Annotated in this window: 18 protein-coding genes; 16 read left to right on the top strand and 2 right to left on the bottom strand. The window is 58.4% G+C overall.

Annotation, left to right across the window (positions count from 1 at the left end):
• The first annotated feature begins 83 nt into the window (after window positions 1–83).
• The 6 genes from prmB to DG357_RS16120 are packed head-to-tail and all read left to right on the top strand — an operon-like array spanning window position 84 to window position 4,632.
• Window positions 84–1,016: a 50S ribosomal protein L3 N(5)-glutamine methyltransferase gene (gene prmB / locus DG357_RS16145; RefSeq protein WP_023312578.1), complete on the top strand. Its 933-nt coding sequence runs from the start codon at window positions 84–86 to the stop codon at window positions 1,014–1,016.
• A 60-nt stretch (window positions 1,017–1,076) separates the two neighbouring features.
• Window positions 1,077–2,162 carry a chorismate synthase gene (gene aroC / locus DG357_RS16140; RefSeq protein ID WP_028013970.1) on the top strand — a complete coding sequence of 362 codons (1,086 nt, stop codon included), beginning with the start codon at window positions 1,077–1,079 and terminating at the stop codon, window positions 2,160–2,162.
• A gap of 2 nt (window positions 2,163–2,164) precedes the next feature.
• Complete coding sequence (mepA, locus tag DG357_RS16135; RefSeq protein WP_088204758.1) at window positions 2,165–2,989, top strand: penicillin-insensitive murein endopeptidase; 825 nt, start codon at window positions 2,165–2,167, stop codon at window positions 2,987–2,989.
• A complete protein-coding gene (locus DG357_RS16130; RefSeq protein ID WP_041908882.1) occupies window positions 2,989–3,798 on the top strand; it encodes a sulfite exporter TauE/SafE family protein in 810 nt (269 codons plus the stop codon). The genes mepA and DG357_RS16130 overlap by 1 nt, the downstream gene beginning before the upstream one ends.
• Complete coding sequence (locus tag DG357_RS16125; protein WP_045259677.1) at window positions 3,798–4,343, top strand: elongation factor P hydroxylase; 546 nt, start codon at window positions 3,798–3,800, stop codon at window positions 4,341–4,343. The genes DG357_RS16130 and DG357_RS16125 overlap by 1 nt, the downstream gene beginning before the upstream one ends.
• Before the next feature lie 13 nt (window positions 4,344–4,356).
• Window positions 4,357–4,632 carry a YfcL family protein gene (locus DG357_RS16120; RefSeq protein ID WP_028013966.1) on the top strand — a complete coding sequence of 92 codons (276 nt, stop codon included), beginning with the start codon at window positions 4,357–4,359 and terminating at the stop codon, window positions 4,630–4,632.
• A 62-nt stretch (window positions 4,633–4,694) separates the two neighbouring features.
• Here the strand turns inward: DG357_RS16120 and mnmC are convergent, their stop codons facing one another.
• Window positions 4,695–6,692, bottom strand: a complete 1,998-nt coding sequence (gene mnmC, locus DG357_RS16115; protein WP_088204759.1) for a bifunctional tRNA (5-methylaminomethyl-2-thiouridine)(34)-methyltransferase MnmD/FAD-dependent 5-carboxymethylaminomethyl-2-thiouridine(34) oxidoreductase MnmC — start codon at window positions 6,690–6,692, stop codon at window positions 4,695–4,697.
• A 158-nt stretch (window positions 6,693–6,850) separates the two neighbouring features.
• On the opposite strand from mnmC, the gene fabB reads away from it, so the two are divergent.
• Both fabB and DG357_RS16105 read left to right on the top strand, forming a co-directional pair.
• On the top strand, window positions 6,851–8,068 hold the full coding sequence (fabB, locus tag DG357_RS16110) for a beta-ketoacyl-ACP synthase I (RefSeq protein ID WP_023336433.1): 1,218 nt from the start codon (window positions 6,851–6,853) through the stop codon (window positions 8,066–8,068).
• Between the two features lie 68 nt (window positions 8,069–8,136).
• Window positions 8,137–9,315 (top strand): MFS transporter, encoded by a 1,179-nt coding sequence (locus DG357_RS16105; protein ID WP_045259679.1) that lies wholly within the window; start codon window positions 8,137–8,139, stop codon window positions 9,313–9,315.
• 89 nt (window positions 9,316–9,404) lie between these two features.
• Here the strand turns inward: DG357_RS16105 and flk are convergent, their stop codons facing one another.
• The gene (gene flk, locus DG357_RS16100) at window positions 9,405–10,409 is read right to left on the bottom strand and encodes a flagella biosynthesis regulator Flk (protein WP_028013964.1); all 1,005 of its coding nucleotides are present in this window, start codon (window positions 10,407–10,409) and stop codon (window positions 9,405–9,407) included.
• 113 nt (window positions 10,410–10,522) lie between these two features.
• On the opposite strand from flk, the gene pdxB reads away from it, so the two are divergent.
• From pdxB to cvpA, 8 genes are all read left to right on the top strand, one after another.
• On the top strand, window positions 10,523–11,659 hold the full coding sequence (pdxB, locus tag DG357_RS16095) for a 4-phosphoerythronate dehydrogenase PdxB (protein ID WP_088204760.1): 1,137 nt from the start codon (window positions 10,523–10,525) through the stop codon (window positions 11,657–11,659).
• A 67-nt stretch (window positions 11,660–11,726) separates the two neighbouring features.
• A complete protein-coding gene (locus DG357_RS16090) occupies window positions 11,727–12,740 on the top strand; it encodes an aspartate-semialdehyde dehydrogenase (RefSeq protein WP_088204761.1) in 1,014 nt (337 codons plus the stop codon).
• Window positions 12,740–13,552, top strand: coding sequence for a tRNA pseudouridine(38-40) synthase TruA (gene truA / locus DG357_RS16085; RefSeq protein ID WP_045259682.1), 813 nt, complete (start codon window positions 12,740–12,742; stop codon window positions 13,550–13,552). Before DG357_RS16090 ends, truA begins: the two co-directional genes overlap by 1 nt.
• A gap of 28 nt (window positions 13,553–13,580) precedes the next feature.
• Entirely contained in the window at window positions 13,581–14,240 is a 660-nt protein-coding gene (locus DG357_RS16080) for a DedA family protein (protein WP_008502599.1), read from the top strand.
• A gap of 154 nt (window positions 14,241–14,394) precedes the next feature.
• Entirely contained in the window at window positions 14,395–15,300 is a 906-nt protein-coding gene (gene accD / locus DG357_RS16075) for an acetyl-CoA carboxylase, carboxyltransferase subunit beta (RefSeq protein WP_003861408.1), read from the top strand.
• 70 nt (window positions 15,301–15,370) lie between these two features.
• Window positions 15,371–16,639: a bifunctional tetrahydrofolate synthase/dihydrofolate synthase gene (folC, locus tag DG357_RS16070; protein WP_108780339.1), complete on the top strand. Its 1,269-nt coding sequence runs from the start codon at window positions 15,371–15,373 to the stop codon at window positions 16,637–16,639.
• Window positions 16,629–17,321, top strand: a complete 693-nt coding sequence (gene dedD / locus DG357_RS16065; protein ID WP_045259684.1) for a cell division protein DedD — start codon at window positions 16,629–16,631, stop codon at window positions 17,319–17,321. Before folC ends, dedD begins: the two co-directional genes overlap by 11 nt.
• A 164-nt stretch (window positions 17,322–17,485) precedes the next feature.
• Window positions 17,486–17,974, top strand: a complete 489-nt coding sequence (cvpA, locus tag DG357_RS16060; RefSeq protein WP_000262116.1) for a colicin V production protein — start codon at window positions 17,486–17,488, stop codon at window positions 17,972–17,974.
• Window positions 17,975–17,997: the final 23 nt, after the last annotated feature.

The raw sequence follows: 17,997 nt of genomic DNA, 5'->3' as shown, positions 1-17,997 counted from the left end.
CGGTACGCGTCATTGCTGATTTATCGCCGTCTTCATGGCAAACTAGCCGCCGAAAATTATGCGAGCATGCCCTGGAGGAAAGAGTGGATAAAATATTTGTCGATGAAGCAGTAAACGAGCTGCATACCATACAGGACATGTTGCGCTGGTCGGTTAGCCGCTTCAGCGCCGCTAATATCTGGTACGGTCACGGTACCGATAACCCGTGGGACGAGGCCGTTCAGCTGGTGCTGCCGTCTCTTTACCTGCCGCTGGACATTCCGGAAGACATGCGCACCGCGCGCCTGACCTCCAGCGAAAAACATCGCATCGTTGAGCGCGTGATCCGTCGCGTAAACGAGCGCATTCCGGTCGCCTATCTGACCAACAAAGCCTGGTTCTGCGGCCACGAGTTTTACGTCGATGAACGCGTGCTGGTACCGCGCTCGCCGATTGGTGAGCTGATCAACAATCACTTTGAAGGCCTGATTAACCATCAGCCGCAGCACATTCTCGATATGTGCACCGGCAGTGGCTGCATCGCTATTGCCTGCGCCTACGCTTTCCCTGAAGCGGAAGTGGACGCCGTCGATATCTCCACCGACGCGCTGGCCGTGACCGAACACAACATCGAAGAGCACGGCCTGATCCATCACGTCACGCCAATCCGCTCTGACCTGTTCCGCGACCTGCCGACGCTGCAATACGATCTGATCGTCACTAACCCGCCGTACGTCGATGCAGAAGACATGTCCGATCTGCCGAACGAATATCGTCACGAGCCGGAGCTGGGCCTGGCGTCAGGCTCTGACGGCCTGAAGCTGACCCGCCGCATTCTGGCCTGCGCGCCGGATTACCTGACCGATGACGGCGTTCTGATTTGTGAAGTGGGCAACAGCATGGTACATCTGATAGAGCAGTACCCGGATGTGCCTTTCACCTGGCTTGAGTTCGACAACGGCGGTGACGGCGTCTTTATGCTGACCAAAGCGCAGTTGCTCGACGCGCGCGAACACTTCAGCATCTATAAAGATTAATCCAGCGGGCTTCGGCCCGTTTCACAACGCTCAAACACAAACAACAACATCGGAGCCGTGATGGCAGGAAACAGTATTGGACAGTTATTCCGCGTGACCACCTTTGGCGAGTCGCACGGGCTGGCGCTGGGCTGTATCGTTGATGGCGTACCGCCAGGCATCGAACTGACCGAAGCAGATTTACAGCACGACCTTGACCGCCGTCGTCCGGGCACCTCTCGCTACACCACGCAGCGTCGCGAGCCGGACCAGGTCAAAATTCTCTCCGGCGTTTTTGAAGGCCGCACCACCGGCACCAGCATTGGTCTGCTGATTGAAAACACCGATCAGCGCTCTCAGGACTACGGTGCTATCAAGGACGTGTTCCGCCCGGGCCATGCCGACTACACCTACGAGCAAAAGTACGGCTTTCGCGACTATCGCGGCGGCGGACGCTCTTCCGCGCGTGAAACCGCGATGCGCGTGGCCGCTGGCGCGATTGCTAAAAAGTATTTGCAGCAGAAATTTGGCATCGTCATTCGCGGCTGTCTGACCCAGATGGGCGACATTCCGCTGGCGATCAAAGACTGGGATCAGGTCGAGCAAAACCCGTTCTTCTGCGCCGATGCGGATAAGCTTGACGCGCTGGACGAACTGATGCGCGGCCTGAAAAAAGAGGGCGACTCCATTGGCGCGAAAGTCACCGTGGTGGCAGATGGCGTCCCGGCTGGCTGGGGCGAGCCGGTATTTGACCGTCTCGACGCCGATATCGCCCACGCGCTGATGAGCATCAACGCGGTGAAGGGCGTCGAGATTGGCGACGGCTTCGACGTGGTGGCGCTTCGCGGCAGCCAGAACCGCGACGAAATCACGAAAGCGGGCTTCCAGAGCAACCATGCGGGCGGCATTCTCGGCGGTATCAGCAGTGGACAGCAGATTATTGCCAACATCGCGCTGAAACCGACCTCAAGCATCACCGTGCCGGGCCACACGATTAACCGCTCAGGCGAAGAAGTTGAGATGATCACCAAAGGTCGTCACGATCCGTGCGTGGGGATCCGTGCGGTGCCGATCGCGGAAGCGATGCTGGCGATCGTGCTGATGGATCACTTCCTGCGCCAGCGCGCGCAGAACGCGGACGTGACGACCACCATTCCACGCTGGTAAACATGAAAAAAACCGCAATTGCTCTGCTGGCGCTGCTGGCCAGTGGAGCCAGTCTGGCCGCCACGCCGTGGCAAAAAATCACCCATCCGGTGGCGGGAAGCGCGCAGTCCATCGGCGCCTTCTCTAACGGCTGTATCGTGGGCGCGCAGGAGCTGCCGCTGCAATCAGATACCTATCAGGTGATGCGTACCGACCAGCGTCGTTACTTCGGCCACCCTGATCTGGTGCTGTTCATTCAGCGACTGGGGAACCAGGTGCATAACCTGGGGCTGGGGACGATGCTGATTGGCGATATGGGGATGCCTGCCGGTGGCCGCTTTAACGGCGGGCACGCCAGCCACCAGACCGGACTGGATGTCGACATCTTCCTGCAGCTGCCGAAAACGCGCTGGACGTCTGCGCAGCTGCTGAAGCCGCAGGCGCTGGATCTGGTGTCGCGCGACGGCAAAAGCGTGGTGCCATCACTGTGGTCACGGGATATTTCGAGCCTGATCAAGCTGGCGGCGAAAGATAACGACGTCATGCGGATTTTCGTCAACCCGGCGATCAAGCAGCAGCTTTGCCTGGATGCGGGGACGGATCGCGACTGGCTGCGCAAAGTGCGCCCGTGGTTCCAGCATCGTGCGCATATGCACGTTCGTCTGCGCTGCCCGGCGAACAGCCTGGAATGTGAAGATCAGCCGCTACCGCCGCCAGGCGATGGCTGTGGTTACGAACTGCAAAGCTGGTTTGAGCCGGCAAAACCTGGAACCTCTAAGCCTGAGAAGAAGACACCGCCTCCGTTGCCGCCTTCCTGCCAGGCGCTACTGGATGAGCATGTACTTTAATGGATAATTTCGTCGATCTGTTTATGGTGTCACCGCTGCTGCTGGTGGTGCTGTTCTTCGTGGCCATGCTGGCCGGTTTTATTGATGCGCTCGCGGGCGGCGGCGGGCTGTTAACCGTGCCCGCGCTGCTGGCGGCGGGCATGAGCCCGGCGCAGGCGCTTGCCACCAATAAGCTGCAGGCCTGCGGCGGCTCGCTTTCGGCGTCGCTCTATTTTATCCGCCGCAAGGTGGTGAATCTCGCCGACCAGAAGCTCAATATCCTGATGACCTTTATCGGCTCAACGTCGGGCGCGCTGCTGGTGCAGCACGTGCAGTCGGATATTTTGCGCCAGATCCTGCCGATTCTGGTTATCTGCATCGGTCTCTATTTCCTGCTGATGCCTAAGCTCGGTGAGGAAGACCGGGCGCGGCGGCTGCACGGCCTGCCGTTTGCGCTGATTGCCGGTGGCTGCGTCGGCTTTTACGACGGCTTCTTTGGCCCGGGGGCAGGCTCGTTTTACGCGCTGGCGTTCGTGACGCTGGCCGGCTTTAACCTCGCCAAATCCACCGCCCACGCCAAGGTGCTGAATGCGACCTCGAACGTCGGCGGCCTGCTGCTGTTTATCATTGGCGGCAAGGTTATCTGGGCAACCGGGTTTGTGATGATGGCAGGGCAGTTTTTGGGCGCGCGCGCAGGCTCGCGTCTGGTATTAAGCAAAGGGCAAAAGCTGATCCGCCCGATGATTGTTGTCGTCTCGGCGGTGATGAGCGCCAAACTTCTTTATGACAGCCATGGACAGGAGATCCTCACCTGGTTGGGGATGAACTAATGAACAGTACGCATAAATACGAACAGCTGATTGAGATCTTCGATAGCTGTTTTGCTGATGATTTTAATACCCGTCTGATTAAAGGCGACGACGAACCGATCTATCTTCCTGCTGATGCAGAGGTTCCGTATAACCGCATTGTGTTTGCCCACGGCTTTTACGCCAGCGGTTTGCACGAGATCTCGCACTGGTGCATCGCGGGGAAAGCGCGTCGCGAGCTGGTGGACTTCGGTTACTGGTACTGTCCGGACGGGCGCGACGCCGCCACCCAGGGCCAGTTTGAAGACGTGGAAGTGAAGCCGCAGGCGCTGGAATGGCTGTTCTGCGTGGCCGCGGGTTTCCCGTTCAACGTGAGTTGTGACAACCTTGAAGGTGACTTTGAGCCAGACCGTATCGTCTTCCAGCGCCGCGTGCATGCGCAGGTGATGGAGTATCTTGAGAAAGGCATCCCGGAACGTCCGGCGCGCCTGATCGAGGCTTTACAGAATTATTACCACACGCCGGAGATCACGGCGGAATGCTTCCCTTGGCCGGAAGATCTTTAACAGAGGAAAGAAGATGATCGCAGAATTTGAATCACGCATTCTGGCGTTAATTGATGACATGGTGGAACACGCCAGTGATGATGAGCTGTTCGCCAGCGGTTATCTGCGTGGTCACCTGACGCTGGCGGTAGCCGAGCTGGAAGCAGGTGACGATCACTCTGCCGACGCCGTTCACGCTGAAGTCACGCGCAGCCTGGAAAAAGCCATTCTGGCCGGGGAGCTCTCTCCGCGCGACCAGTCTCTGGTGCTGGGGATGTGGGACAATTTATTCCAGCAGGCTAAACGCTAAGTAAGTGCGTCATCTCCCTCTCCCACAGGGAGAGGGCCGGGGTGAGGGCACCAGACCGCACCCTACTTAACCATTTTCCCCTTCAGCAGTTTCCGTACCCACAGTCGATTCGGGTTCAGCCCCGCAAGCGTAGTTCTGTCCAGCGGAACAGGCTCATTACTCATTTGCGCGGCTAACGTTTCAGCCAGCAGCGGCGCGGAGCACAATCCTCGCGATCCTAATCCGCCCAGCATGAACAGTTCCGGATAAACCGGGGCACTTACCGCCGTTTCCTTGTTTTCAGCCAGATCCTGATAGGCCGCAAGCGTCGCGTCATAGTCCGGCACGTTTCCCGCCATCGGCAGATGATCGCGGGTCGCGCAGCGCACGCCGCAGCGCGCTTCGCCCTCGCTCACGTCAACCTCTTTCGCCCACGCCGCGTCCGGGAAGCAGTCAATCAGGCGCTGGCGGTTTTGCTGCTGATCCGCTTCGCTGTAGCGCATATCCGCTTCGCCACGATGGTAGCTGGCGCCGATGCAGTGATGTCCGTTAGACGGATTTTGTGGCGTCAGATAGCCGTCATAGCACAGCACCTGGAGCAGCTTGCTCAGTTCGGGCGCGGTCGGGATATGGCTTACCTGGCCGCCGACCGGATAAACCGGCAACGTCTCGGTCTGGATAAACTGGCTGATGTTATGTCCGTTTGCTAGCACAACGCTGGCATGGTGTGCCGCTTTGCCATCAGCAAAATGCAGAGTCCACCGTTCTGACCGGCTAAACGATTCAACCTTATGAGCATAATGCACCCTCAGCCCGCGTGACTGCGCCAGGCTAATCGCCGCCGCGGTCAGTTCAGCCGGGCACAGCCAGCCGCCGAGCGGATATTGAATGCCGCCACAGCCGGTTTCCACGCCCGCGGTGTCTGCCACCTCTTGCGCACTGACCGCGCGGGCAATCTCCTCCGGCAGACCCAGCGACAGCATCTGGGCGATTTTTTGCTGGCTCTTTTCATCCCAGCCGAGCTGCGTCACGCCGCACCAGTCATGGTGGAATGCCACTGGCAGCGCGTCGTACAGGCGACGGGCGAAGGTAAAGGCCGCGGGGAAAAACTGGAACAGGGCCGGGTCGTGCGCGCTTAAAAGCGGGTAAAGCGCGCCCTGGCGGTTACCGGACGCGCCGCTGGCTGGTGCCTCGTCAGCGCAGTAGAGTGTCACCTGCCAGCCCCGGTGCAGCAGCGCGAGAGAGAGCAGGGCGCTGGCGATCCCTCCGCCAACGATCGCCACTTCGCGCGATGCGCTGGCGCTGCGCGCAAACCAGGGAGCCCGAGCGGGAATGTCCAGCGTCCGTTCCATCGTGCCGACCAGCATGTCGCGCTTGCGGCCAAAGCCTTTGGTCTTCTGCATGGTAAAGCCCGCGTCCTGCAGGCCGCGGCGAACAAAGCCGGCCGAGGTAAAGGTGGCGAGCGTTGCGCCGGGACGCGCCAGCCGGGCCATCGCGCTAAACAGATGCTGGCTCCACATGTCCGGGTTCTTGGCGGGCGCAAAGCCGTCAAGGAACCACGCGTCCACCGTCTGGTTCATCGCGTCGTCGAGCGTATCGGTCAGGTCGTTAATGTCGCCCAGCCATAAATCCAGCGTCACCCGCCCGCCGTCCAGAATCAGACGGTGGCAGCCGCCGATATGCGGCGGCCACTGCGCCTGAAGCTGCTCCGCCCAGGCTGCAAGCTCCGGCCAGCGCTGGTGGGCGAGCCGCAGATCGTGCGCGGTAAGCGGAAATTTTTCAAAACTGATGAAATGTAATCTTTGTAGCGTAGCCTCGGGGTGTGCAGCGCGAAATCGATCGAACGCCTGCCAGAGAGTCAGAAAATTCAGCCCGGTTCCGAAGCCGCTTTCCGCAACAACGAACAGACTGCGCGGGTGCGCAGGGAAGCGGGCGCTGAGCTGGTTTCCCTCGAGGAAAACATAGCGGGTTTCTTCGAGTCCGTTATCATTAGAAAAGTAGACGTCATCAAAATCTCGGGAAACAGGTGTACCCTCAGCGTTGAATTCGAGGTTGGCGGGTTGTATAGCGTTTTGTTTCACGTAAGTTACTCGTCTGACAGGCAGTGGCACGATCTTAACGATGTGAGTCCATCGGTGCAAATTTCCGCAGAAAATGTCTGATCGGACTTGTTCGGCGTACAAGTGTACGCTATTGTGCGACTCGAAACTTTTTATAGTGCGACTTACAGAGGTATTGAATGAAACGTGCAGTGATTACTGGCCTGGGCATTGTTTCCAGCATCGGTAATAACCAGCAGGAAGTCCTGGCATCTCTGCGTGAAGGACGCTCCGGGATCACTTTCTCTGAAGAGTTTAAAGATTCAGGTATGCGTAGCCACGTATGGGGTAACGTCAAACTGGACACCACCGGTTTGATTGACCGCAAAGTGGTTCGTTTCATGAACGATGCCTCTATTTATGCTTATCTCTCCATGCAGGAAGCGATCAAAGATTCCGGCCTGAGCGAAGAGGTTTATCAGAACAACCCGCGCGTGGGCCTGATTGCCGGTTCCGGCGGTTCCTCTAAAGCGCAGGTATTCGGTGCTGACGCAATGCGTAGCCCGCGTGGTCTGAAAGCGGTAGGTCCGTACGTGGTGACTAAAGCCATGGGTTCTGCGGTTTCCGCGTGCCTGGCGACCCCGTTCAAAATTCACGGTGTGAACTACTCCATCAGCTCCGCGTGTGCGACTTCCGCACACTGTATCGGCAACGCGGTTGAGCAGATCCAGCTGGGCAAACAGGACATCGTATTTGCTGGCGGCGGCGAAGAGCTGGGCTGGGAAATGGCCTGTGAGTTCGACGCGATGGGCGCACTGTCCACCAAGTACAACGAAACCCCAGACAAAGCCTCCCGTACCTACGATGCGCACCGTGACGGTTTCGTCATCGCGGGCGGCGGCGGTATGGTTGTGGTTGAAGAGCTTGAGCACGCGCTGGCGCGCGGCGCGCACATCTACGCTGAGATCGTGGGCTACGGCGCAACGTCCGACGGCGCCGACATGGTTGCTCCGTCCGGCGAAGGCGCGGTGCGCTGCATGAAGATGGCGATGCACGGTGTTGATACCCCAATCGACTACCTGAACTCCCACGGTACCTCTACTCCGGTAGGTGACGTGAAAGAGCTGGGTGCGATCCGCGAAGTGTTCGGCGACAACAGCCCGGCTATCTCTGCCACCAAAGCCATGACCGGTCACTCTCTGGGTGCGGCGGGCGTGCAGGAAGCGATCTACTCTCTGCTGATGCTGGAAAACGGCTTTATCGCCCCAAGCATCAACATCGACGAGATGGACGAGCAGGCGGCTGGCCTGAACATCGTGACCAAACCAACGGAAGCGACGCTGACCACCGTCATGTCCAACAGCTTCGGCTTCGGCGGCACCAACGCCACGCTGGTTATGCGCAAGCTGAAAGCATAAGCGTTTGAATGTATAATAGAAGGGAGCCGGAAGGCTCCCTTTTTTTATGCCTGAACACGGAGTTATGCATGAAGGCTGTTACCCCCGAGAAGGGCACTCCTTCCGGGAACCTTTCTCTTTTCCGCATCGCCTTTGCGGTATTCCTGACCTACATGACCGTTGGCCTGCCGCTGCCGGTGATCCCACTGTTCGTTCATCAGGAACTCGGCTATGGCAACACCATGGTCGGCATTGCTGTGGGCATTCAGTTTTTAGCCACGGTATTAACCCGCGGCTACGCAGGACGGCTGGCCGATCAGCACGGTGCAAAACGCTCGGCGCTGCAGGGCATGTTTGCCTGCGGTCTGGCGGGGGGCGCGTGGCTGCTGGCCGCTCTCCTGCCGGTCGACGCCGCGTATAAATTTGCGCTGCTGGTGGTGGGCCGTTTAATCCTTGGCTTCGGTGAAAGCCAGCTGCTGACCGGTACCCTGACCTGGGGGATGGGGCTGGTGGGGCCTGCGCGCTCCGGCAAAGTGATGTCATGGAACGGGATGGCGATTTATGGCGCACTGGCTGCAGGCGCGCCGCTGGGTTTGCTGATCCACAGCCAGTTTGGTTTTGCGGTACTGGCAGCAACCACCATGGTATTACCGCTGCTGGCGTGGGCTTTTAACGGTTCGGTACGCAAGGTACCCGCCCATAAAGGCGAACGTCCTTCGCTGTGGAGTGTGGTGGGGCAAATCTGGCAGCCAGGGCTGGGGCTGGCGCTTCAGGGAGTAGGCTTCGCGGTGATTGGCACCTTCGTCTCCCTCTATTTCATGAGCCGCGGCTGGGCAATGGCGGGCTTTACGCTGACGGCCTTTGGCGGCGCGTTTGTCCTGATGCGTGTCCTGTTCGGCTGGATGCCGGATCGCTTTGGCGGCGTGAAGGTGGCGGTGGCATCGCTGGTGATTGAAACCGTTGGGCTGGTGCTGCTCTGGCAGGCGCCGGTCGCCTCCGTTGCGCTGCTTGGTGCGGCGTTAACCGGCTGCGGCTGCTCGCTGATCTTCCCGGCGCTGGGCGTTGAGGTGGTGAAGCGCGTGGCGCCGCAGGTCCGCGGTACGGCGCTGGGCGGCTATGCGGCGTTTCAGGATATCTCATACGGCGTAACCGGGCCGCTGGCGGGTCTGTTAGCCACCTCGTTTGGCTACCCGTCCGTCTTCCTGGCCGGCGCGGTTTCTGCGGTGGTGGGGATCGTGGTGACGCTGGTGGCGTTTCGCAGAAATTAACTGTTGTCGCCGGGTGGCGGCTGCGCCTTACCCGGCCTACGGTTCGAGCCGTTGTAGGCCCGGTAAGCGTAGCGCCACCGGGCAAATCCTCAGGCAACCAGCCAGAAAATCGCCAGCGCAATCAATAATGCAATCAACATTAATCCCGGGCGGGCAGAGAGCGTTCTGAACGTCTCCACAACGGGCGCAAACAGCGGGCTGTAGATCGGCTGAACGTTTCTTACCTCCGGCACGCCGCCTTCCCGCTCGGCGCGGCGAACAAAGATCTGATTCAGCACATCCTGCACCTGCGCGGTGGTCAGTACCGTTTGCGGCGTGGCCTGCCAGTTCTGCTGGGCGTAATCCCGAATCACCTCGAACTCGTGCGGTTCCAGCGGCTGTTTAAGCGCCGCCTGAACGGTATGCAGGGTAGGGGCGCTCTGGGTGCTGAGCGTCTGGCGCGCCTGGAGCCAGGTCACCAGATGGGTAAACTGTTTGGCCGGAATCAGCTCGCCCGCCTTCACGCCGGACAGTTCCAGCATGGATTGCCAGATAAGCTTCGTCGACTCGCCGGTGGCGGCGGCCAGTTTGGTCACCATCTGGTTCAGCGTGTTGTGCTCGGCAGGCTGCAGCGGGCGCTCGGTTGAGGGGCGCACCTGAGGCTGCGGAATAGACAACTGATTGTTCTGCAACAGCGTCAGCACGGTTTTAAGCTGGTCTGGCGTCAGCTGGCTCAGGGCGGTCTGGCCATACTGCTGACGGATAAAGTCACTGACAGCCTGACGGTTATTTCCCTGGCCCAGCAGCTCGGTCAACTGCGTGACAATCTGACGCGTGGTGTGGTTCTGCTGCGCGGTCGTAATACGCTGGTTGAGATTTTGCTCGGCGGCAGGGAAATGGCGCGACTGCAGCGGTGCGTCGTTCCTCACGCCTAAATCATGCTTTACCCCGGCCCAGACTTCCGCGTTTTGCTGCGAAGTCAGCGCTATCAGGCGCGTGATCAGTCGCTCCAGCACGGTGCGCTGTTGCGTGGATAGTGGCTGTTCACCGGCAACGTTTGGCGTGACAGGGCCTTCACCCGGAGGGCGTGGCGGCGTACCTGAAATGGGCTGCATCGTCAAAAATCCTTAAAGTCAAAACTCAGCGTAAACCCGGCATACGTATATGCCTGGCGGCCAGATTATGGCACACTTGGCAGGTTTTCTTCCTCTCAAACAGGTACTCAGACGTGAAAATCCTCGTTGATGAAAATATGCCTTACGCCCGCGAGCTGTTTAGCCGCCTCGGCGACGTTAAGGCTGTCCCTGGTCGCCCGATCCCGGTTAACGAACTGGATGACGCAGACGCGCTGATGGTGCGCTCGGTGACCAAAGTAAATGAGGCGTTGCTTGCCGGTAAAGCGATTAAGTTTGTCGGAACCGCAACGGCAGGGACCGATCATGTGGATGATCAGTGGCTGAAGCAGGCCGGAATCGGTTTTTCCGCCGCGCCGGGCTGTAACGCCATTGCCGTCGTGGAATACGTTTTCTCCTCGCTGCTGATGCTGGCCGAGCGCGATGGTTTTGCGCTGAAAGACCGCACCGTGGGGATTGTCGGCGTGGGTAACGTCGGCGGGCGTCTGCAAAAGCGCCTTGAAGCGTTAGGTATCCGCACGCTGCTGTGCGATCCGCCGCGTAAAGACAACGGTGACGACGAGGATTTCCGCGCGCTGGATGAGCTGGTTGAACAGTGCGATGTGCTGACGTTCCACACGCCGCTGTTTAAAGAGGGGCCGTATAAGTCCCTGCATCTGGCGGACGAGGCGCTGATTCGCCGTCTGAAGGCTGGCACTATTCTGATTAATGCCTGCCGTGGCCCGGTGGTGGATAATGCCGCGCTGCTGAAATGTCTGAATGAAGGAAAAGATCTCAGCGTGGTGCTGGACGTCTGGGAGCCGGAGCCGGATCTCAACGTTGAGCTGCTGAACAAGGTTGACGTTGCCACCGCGCATATTGCGGGCTATACGCTTGAAGGCAAAGCGCGCGGCACGACGCAGGTGTTTGAAGCCTACAGCGCCTTTATCGGCCATCCGCAGCAGGTGGCGCTTGATACTTTACTCCCCGCGCCTGAATTTGGCCGCATTACCCTGCATGGCCCGCTCGATCAGGCAACGCTGAAAAGGCTGGTGCATTTGGTGTATGATGTGCGCCGCGACGATGCGCTGCTGCGTAAGGTGGCGGGGATCCCGGGTGAATTTGATAAGCTGCGCAAGAACTACGTTGAGCGCCGCGAGTGGTCTTCCCTGTATGTGATGTGCGACGACGCAGCGGCTGCGACGTTGCTCAAGAAACTGGGTTTTAACGCCGTTCATCACCCGGCGCATTAATGTCTTCTTAATGCTCCCTGTCGGATACGCCGACAGGGACGCTTTTTTATTTCTGGAGTAAACCACCATGTCTGAAGGCTGGAATATTGCCATTTTAGGTGCCACGGGTGCCGTGGGCGAAGCCCTGCTCGAAACTCTTGCCGAGCGTCAGTTCCCGGTGGGAGATATCTATGCGCTGGCGCGCACCGACAGCGCGGGCGAACATCTGCGTTTTGGCGGTAAATCCGTGATGGTTCAGGATGCGGCCGCGTTTGACTGGACCCAGGCGCAGCTGGCGTTTTTTGCCGCAGGTGCTGAAGCCACGGCGTCTTACATTGAAGAGGCGACCAATTCGGGCTGCCTGGTGATCGACCTGAGCGGTCTGTTCTCCCTGGAGCCGGACGTGCCGCTGGTGGTCCCGGACGTCAATCCGTTTGTGCTGGCTGACTACCGCAACCGTAACGTTATCGCGGTACCGAACAGCCTGACCAGCCAGCTGCTGACCGCCCTGAAACCGCTGATTGACGACGGCGGCCTGTCGCGCATTACCGTCACCAGCCTGCTGTCCGCGTCGGCGAACGGTAAAAAGGCCGTTGACGCGCTGGCCGGGCAGAGTGCGAAGCTGCTGAATGGCATCCCGATCGACGAAGATGATTTCTTTGGCCGCCAGCTGGCGTTCAACATGCTGCCGCTGCTGCCGGATCGTGAAGGTTCCGTGCGCGAAGAGCGTCGTCTCGTCGACGAAGCGCGCAAGATTCTGCAGGACGAGGGGCTGATAATTTCCGCCAGCGTCGTACAGTCCCCGGTCTTCTACGGCCACGCGCAGATGGTCGGTTTTGAAGCCCTGCGCCCGCTGGCGGCAGAGGAAGCGCGCGACGCGTTTGGCCGCGGTGAAGATATCGTCCTTTCCGAAGAGAGCGAGTTCCCGACCCAGGTGGGCGACGCCACCGGCAGCGCGCATCTTTCCGTTGGCTGCGTGCGTAACGACTACGGTATGCCGGAGCAGGTCCAGTTCTGGTCCGTTGCCGATAACGTTCGCTTTGGCGGCGCGCTGATGGCGGTCAAGATCGCCGAGAAGCTGGTGCAGGAGTATCTGTACTGATGTCCGAAGTGGATCAAAAGCCGGTTCATAAAATTGCCCTCGGTATTGAGTACGATGGCAGTAAATATTATGGCTGGCAGCGTCAGAATGAGGTGCGCAGCGTTCAGGAAAAGCTGGAGAAAGCGCTCTCTCAGGTGGCAAACGAGCCGATTAACGTCCTGTGCGCGGGGCGTACGGACGCGGGTGTTCATGGCACGGGGCAGGTAGTTCACTTTGAAACCACCGCCGTGCGTAAGGATGCCGCCTGGACGCTGGGTGTAAATGCGAATTTACCTGGTGACATCGCGGTGCGTTGGGTGAAAGCTGTGCCGGATGATTTTCACGCGCGCTTCAGCGCAACGGCGCGTCGCTATCGCTATGTCATCTACAACCAGCGTCTGCGCCCGGCGGTGTTAAGCCAGGGTGTGACGCATTTTTATGAACCGCTCGATGCAGAACGTATGCATCGTGCGGCGCAGTGTCTGATTGGTGAAAATGACTTTACGTCGTTTCGTGCGGTGCAGTGTCAGTCCCGTACGCCGTGGCGTAACGTCATGCACATTAACGTCAGTCGTTTTGGCGCGTATGTGGTGGTGGATATCAAAGCCAATGCCTTTGTACATCATATGGTGCGGAATATTGTAGGCAGCCTGATGGAAGTGGGCGCCGGACACCAGCCGGAGAGCTGGATTGCAGAACTGCTGGCAGCGAAGGACAGAACGCTTGCGGCAGCAACGGCGAAAGCGGAAGGGCTTTATCTGGTCTCGGTAGACTATCCGGATCGGTTTGACCTGCCAAAACCGCCAATGGGCCCGCTGTTTTTAGCGGACTAAACAAAGGTGCAATTAAGGCTTAGACAATATGGACGTAATACGTTTTCTGATTGATTTCATTCTGCATATTGATGTTCACCTGGCGGAGCTGGTCGCGCAGTACGGCGTCTGGGTTTACGCCATTCTGTTCCTGATTCTGTTCTGTGAAACCGGTCTGGTCGTTACCCCGTTCCTGCCGGGAGACTCGCTGCTGTTTGTGGCCGGAGCGTTGTCGGCGCTGCCCACCAATGATTTGAACGTGCATCTGATGGTGGTGTTGATGGTGATTGCCGCGATTGTCGGGGATGCGGTCAACTATACGATTGGCCGGGTATTCGGTGAGCGGTTGTTCAGTAATCCGGACTCGAAAATTTTCCGCCGCAGCTATTTAGACAAGACCCATGCCTTCTATGAACGTCATGGTGGAAAAACCATTATCCTTGCGCGTTTTGTGCCTATTGTGCGCACATTTGCACCGTTTGTGGCGGGAATGGGCCATATGTCCTATCGTCATTTTGCAATGTATAACGTGGTGGGCGCACTGCTTTGGGTGTTGCTCTTTACCTATGCAGGCTATCTGTTTGGCGACTTGCCGGTGGTTCAGGAAAACCTTAAGTTACTGATTGTAGCGATTATTGTGCTTTCCGTTCTGCCGGGTGTTATCGAAATCATTCGTCACAAACGCGCGGCAGCAAAGCAAGCGAAGTAAATGCACGCTGGCGGTTCGACCACTTTTTTATCCAAAGTTTCGGGCTGTTATGTTTTAATGTGCAACATTCATGGTCTGTTGGAGGCAAAAATGGCATTATTCGCCTCTTATAGCAAAACTGGCATACGACCAGGTTCAGGCAGAAAGGTTATCAATGAGCTGGATTGAACGAATTAAAAGCAACATTACCCCGACGCGCAAAGCGAGCATTCCTGAAGGGGTATGGACGAAGTGTGATAGCTGCGGCCAGGTTCTGTATCGTGCAGAGCTGGAACGCAATCTCGAGGTGTGTCCGAAGTGTGACCACCACATGCGTATGTCGGCGCGCAACCGCCTGCATAGCCTGCTGGACGAAGGTTCTCTGGTAGAACTGGGCAGCGAGCTTGAGCCAAAAGACGTGCTGAAGTTCCGCGATTCCAAAAAATACAAAGATCGTCTGGCCTCTGCACAGAAAGAGACCGGCGAGAAAGACGCGCTGATCGTCATGAAAGGCACCCTGCACGAGATGCCGGTGGTTGCCGCTGCGTTTGAGTTCTCCTTTATGGGCGGCTCAATGGGCTCCGTGGTCGGCGCGCGTTTCGTGCGTGCCGTTGAGCAGGCGCTGGAAGATAACTGTCCGCTGATCTGCTTCTCCGCCTCCGGTGGTGCGCGTATGCAGGAAGCGCTGATGTCTCTGATGCAGATGGCGAAAACCTCTGCGGCGCTGGCGAAAATGCAGGAGCGCGGTCTGCCGTACATCTCCGTGCTGACCGACCCAACCATGGGTGGCGTCTCCGCAAGCTTCGCGATGCTGGGTGACCTGAACATCGCTGAGCCAAAAGCGCTGATCGGCTTTGCCGGTCCTCGCGTCATCGAGCAGACCGTTCGTGAAAAACTGCCGCCGGGCTTCCAGCGCAGTGAGTTCCTCATTGAGAAAGGCGCTATCGATATGATCGTCCGCCGTCCGGAAATGCGCCTGAAACTGGCCAGCATTCTGGCGAAGCTGATGAATCTGCCAGCGCCTAACCCGGATGAGCCGCGCGAAGGCGTGGTGGTACCGGATCAGGAACCCGAGGCCTGATAACTGAAAAGGGCAGGGCCAGATGGCGCTGCCCTTTTGCTTTATAACCTGTTAATGACAACCGGGCATTATGGAAAATAAAAGCATTCCCCAAGCCACGTCGCCCCTGGCCGCGTGGCTTTCTTATCTGGAAAACCTGCACAGTAAAACCATCGATATGGGCCTTGAGCGCGTAAGCCAGGTTGCCGCGCGTCTCGACGTGCTGAAACCGGCTCCGTTCGTGTTCACCGTTGCAGGTACTAACGGTAAAGGGACGACCTGCCGCACGCTGGAGTCAGTCCTGATGGCGGCGGGGTACAAGGTTGGCGTTTACAGCTCACCGCATCTGGTGCGCTATACCGAGCGCGTGCGGGTGCAGAACACCGAGCTGGCGGAATCTGCCCATACGGCGTCGTTCGCGGCTATCGAAGCGGCGCGCGGGGAAATCTCATTAACCTATTTTGAATACGGCACCCTGTCGGCGCTGTGGCTGTTCAAACAGGCGCAGCTGGACGTGGTGATCCTGGAAGTGGGGCTGGGCGGGCGTCTGGATGCCACCAATATGGTGGATGCGGACGTGGCGGTGGTCACCAGCATCGCGCTGGATCATACCGACTGGCTGGGCCCGGACCGTGAAAGCATTGGCCGCGAAAAGGCCGGTATTTTCCGGGCGAATAAGCCCGCCGTGGTGGGCGAGCCGGACATGCCGCATACCATTGCCGACGTGGCGAAAGAGAAGGGCGCACATCTGTTGCGCCGAGGCGTTGACTGGCAGTATGAGGTGCAGGGCAACGGCTGGCGCTTCAGCGATGCGCAGGGCGTGCTGGAGAATCTGCCGCTGCCGCAGGTACCGCAGCCGAACGCGGCAACCGCGCTGGCGGCACTGCGCGCCAGCGGATTAGCTGTAAGTGAGCAGGCGATCCGTGACGGCATTCAGAATGCGCTGCTGCCGGGTCGTTTCCAGATAGTCAGCGAGTCACCGCGTCTGATTCTGGATGTGGCGCACAACCCGCATGCGGCGGCGTATCTCGCAGGACGTCTCAAATCGTTACCAAAAACCGGGCGCGTGCTGGCGGTTATCGGTATGCTTCATGATAAAGATATCGGCGGCACGCTAGCCTGCATGGAGAGTGTGGTCGATAGCTGGTATTGTGCTCCTCTGGAGGGGCCGCGCGGTGCGACTGCTGAGCAGTTGATGGAACATCTCGGCAAAGGTGCAATCTACAGTAGCGTGGCGCAGGCCTGGCATGCCGCGATGGCGGATGCTAAACCAGAAGATACCGTGCTGGTGTGTGGCTCTTTCCACACGGTGGCACATGTCATGGAAGTGATGGACGCGGGGAGAACCGGTGGCGAGTAAGTTTCAGAACCGTTTAACAGGAACCATTGTGCTGGTCGCGCTCGGGGTGATTATTCTTCCCGGGCTGCTCGACGGGCAGAAAAAACATTATCAGGACGAGTTTGCAGCCATTCCGCTGGTGCCGAAGCCGGGCGACCGCGATGAGCCGGATATGCTGCCTGCGGCGACTCAGGCGCTGCCTGCTCAGCCGCCTGAAGGGGCGGCGGAAGAAGTTCGCGCGGGCGATGCCGCTGCACCGTCACTCGACCCGTCGCGTCTGGCGGCGAATAACAACATCGAGATCGATCCGGTACCGGTAGAGAAGCCTAAGCCTGTTGAAAAACCGAAGCCGGTAGAGAAACCGCAGCCGAAGCCTCAGCAACAGCGAGATAAAGCAGCAGAGCAGCTGGCTGCAGCGTCTGAAACCCCACCACCGGCGAAGCAAGACGCAGCGCCGACCGGCAAAGCCTACGTTGTGCAGTTGGGGGCGCTGAAAAACGCCGATAAAGTCAACGAGGTTGTGGGTAAACTGCGCAGCGCGGGCTATCGCGTTTACACTTCACCTTCCACGCCGGTGCAGGGTAAAATCACCCGTATCCTCGTGGGGCCGGAGGCGTCGAAAGACAAGCTGAAAGGGTCGCTGGGCGAGCTGAAGCAGATCTCCGGGCTGAGTGGTGTGGTGATGAGCTACAGCGCGAACTAAGTACGACCTGCTCCTTTAGAGAGAGGCGATAAGCCACGGCGTTGAACATTTTTTCAGCGCCTTTTTTATTTACGCGCGGGAAGGAAATCCCTACGCAAACGTTTTCTTTTTCTGTTAGAATTCGCCCCGAACTGGATGACAGGGCGTTTAATCGTGGGACACATATGGTCTGGATTGATTACGCCATCATTGCGGTGATTGGTTTTTCCTGTCTGGTTAGCCTGATCCGTGGCTTTGTTCGTGAAGCGTTATCGCTGGTAACCTGGGGTTGTGCTTTCTTTGTTGCCAGTCATTACTACACTTACCTGTCTGTCTGGTTCACGGGCTTTGAAGATGAACTGGTCCGAAATGGAATCGCCATCGCGGTGCTGTTTATCGCGACGCTGATTGTCGGCGCTATCGTGAATTACGTGATAGGTCAGCTGGTCGAGAAAACCGGTCTGTCAGGAACGGACAGGGTACTCGGGATCTGTTTCGGGGCATTACGAGGCGTGCTGATTGTGGCCGCGATCCTGTTCTTCCTGGATACCTTCACCGGGTTCTCCAAAAGCGAAGACTGGCAAAAATCGCAGCTCATTCCAGAGTTCAGCTTCATCATCAGATGGTTCTTTGACTATCTGCAAAGCTCGTCGAGTTTTTTGCCCAGGGCATAAACCCTGAGATGTGGCTTAACGAG

This window comes from Enterobacter bugandensis (assembly GCF_900324475.1).
Lineage (GTDB): Bacteria > Pseudomonadota > Gammaproteobacteria > Enterobacterales > Enterobacteriaceae > Enterobacter > Enterobacter bugandensis.
This window is presented reverse-complemented; position numbering and strand designations above follow the sequence as displayed.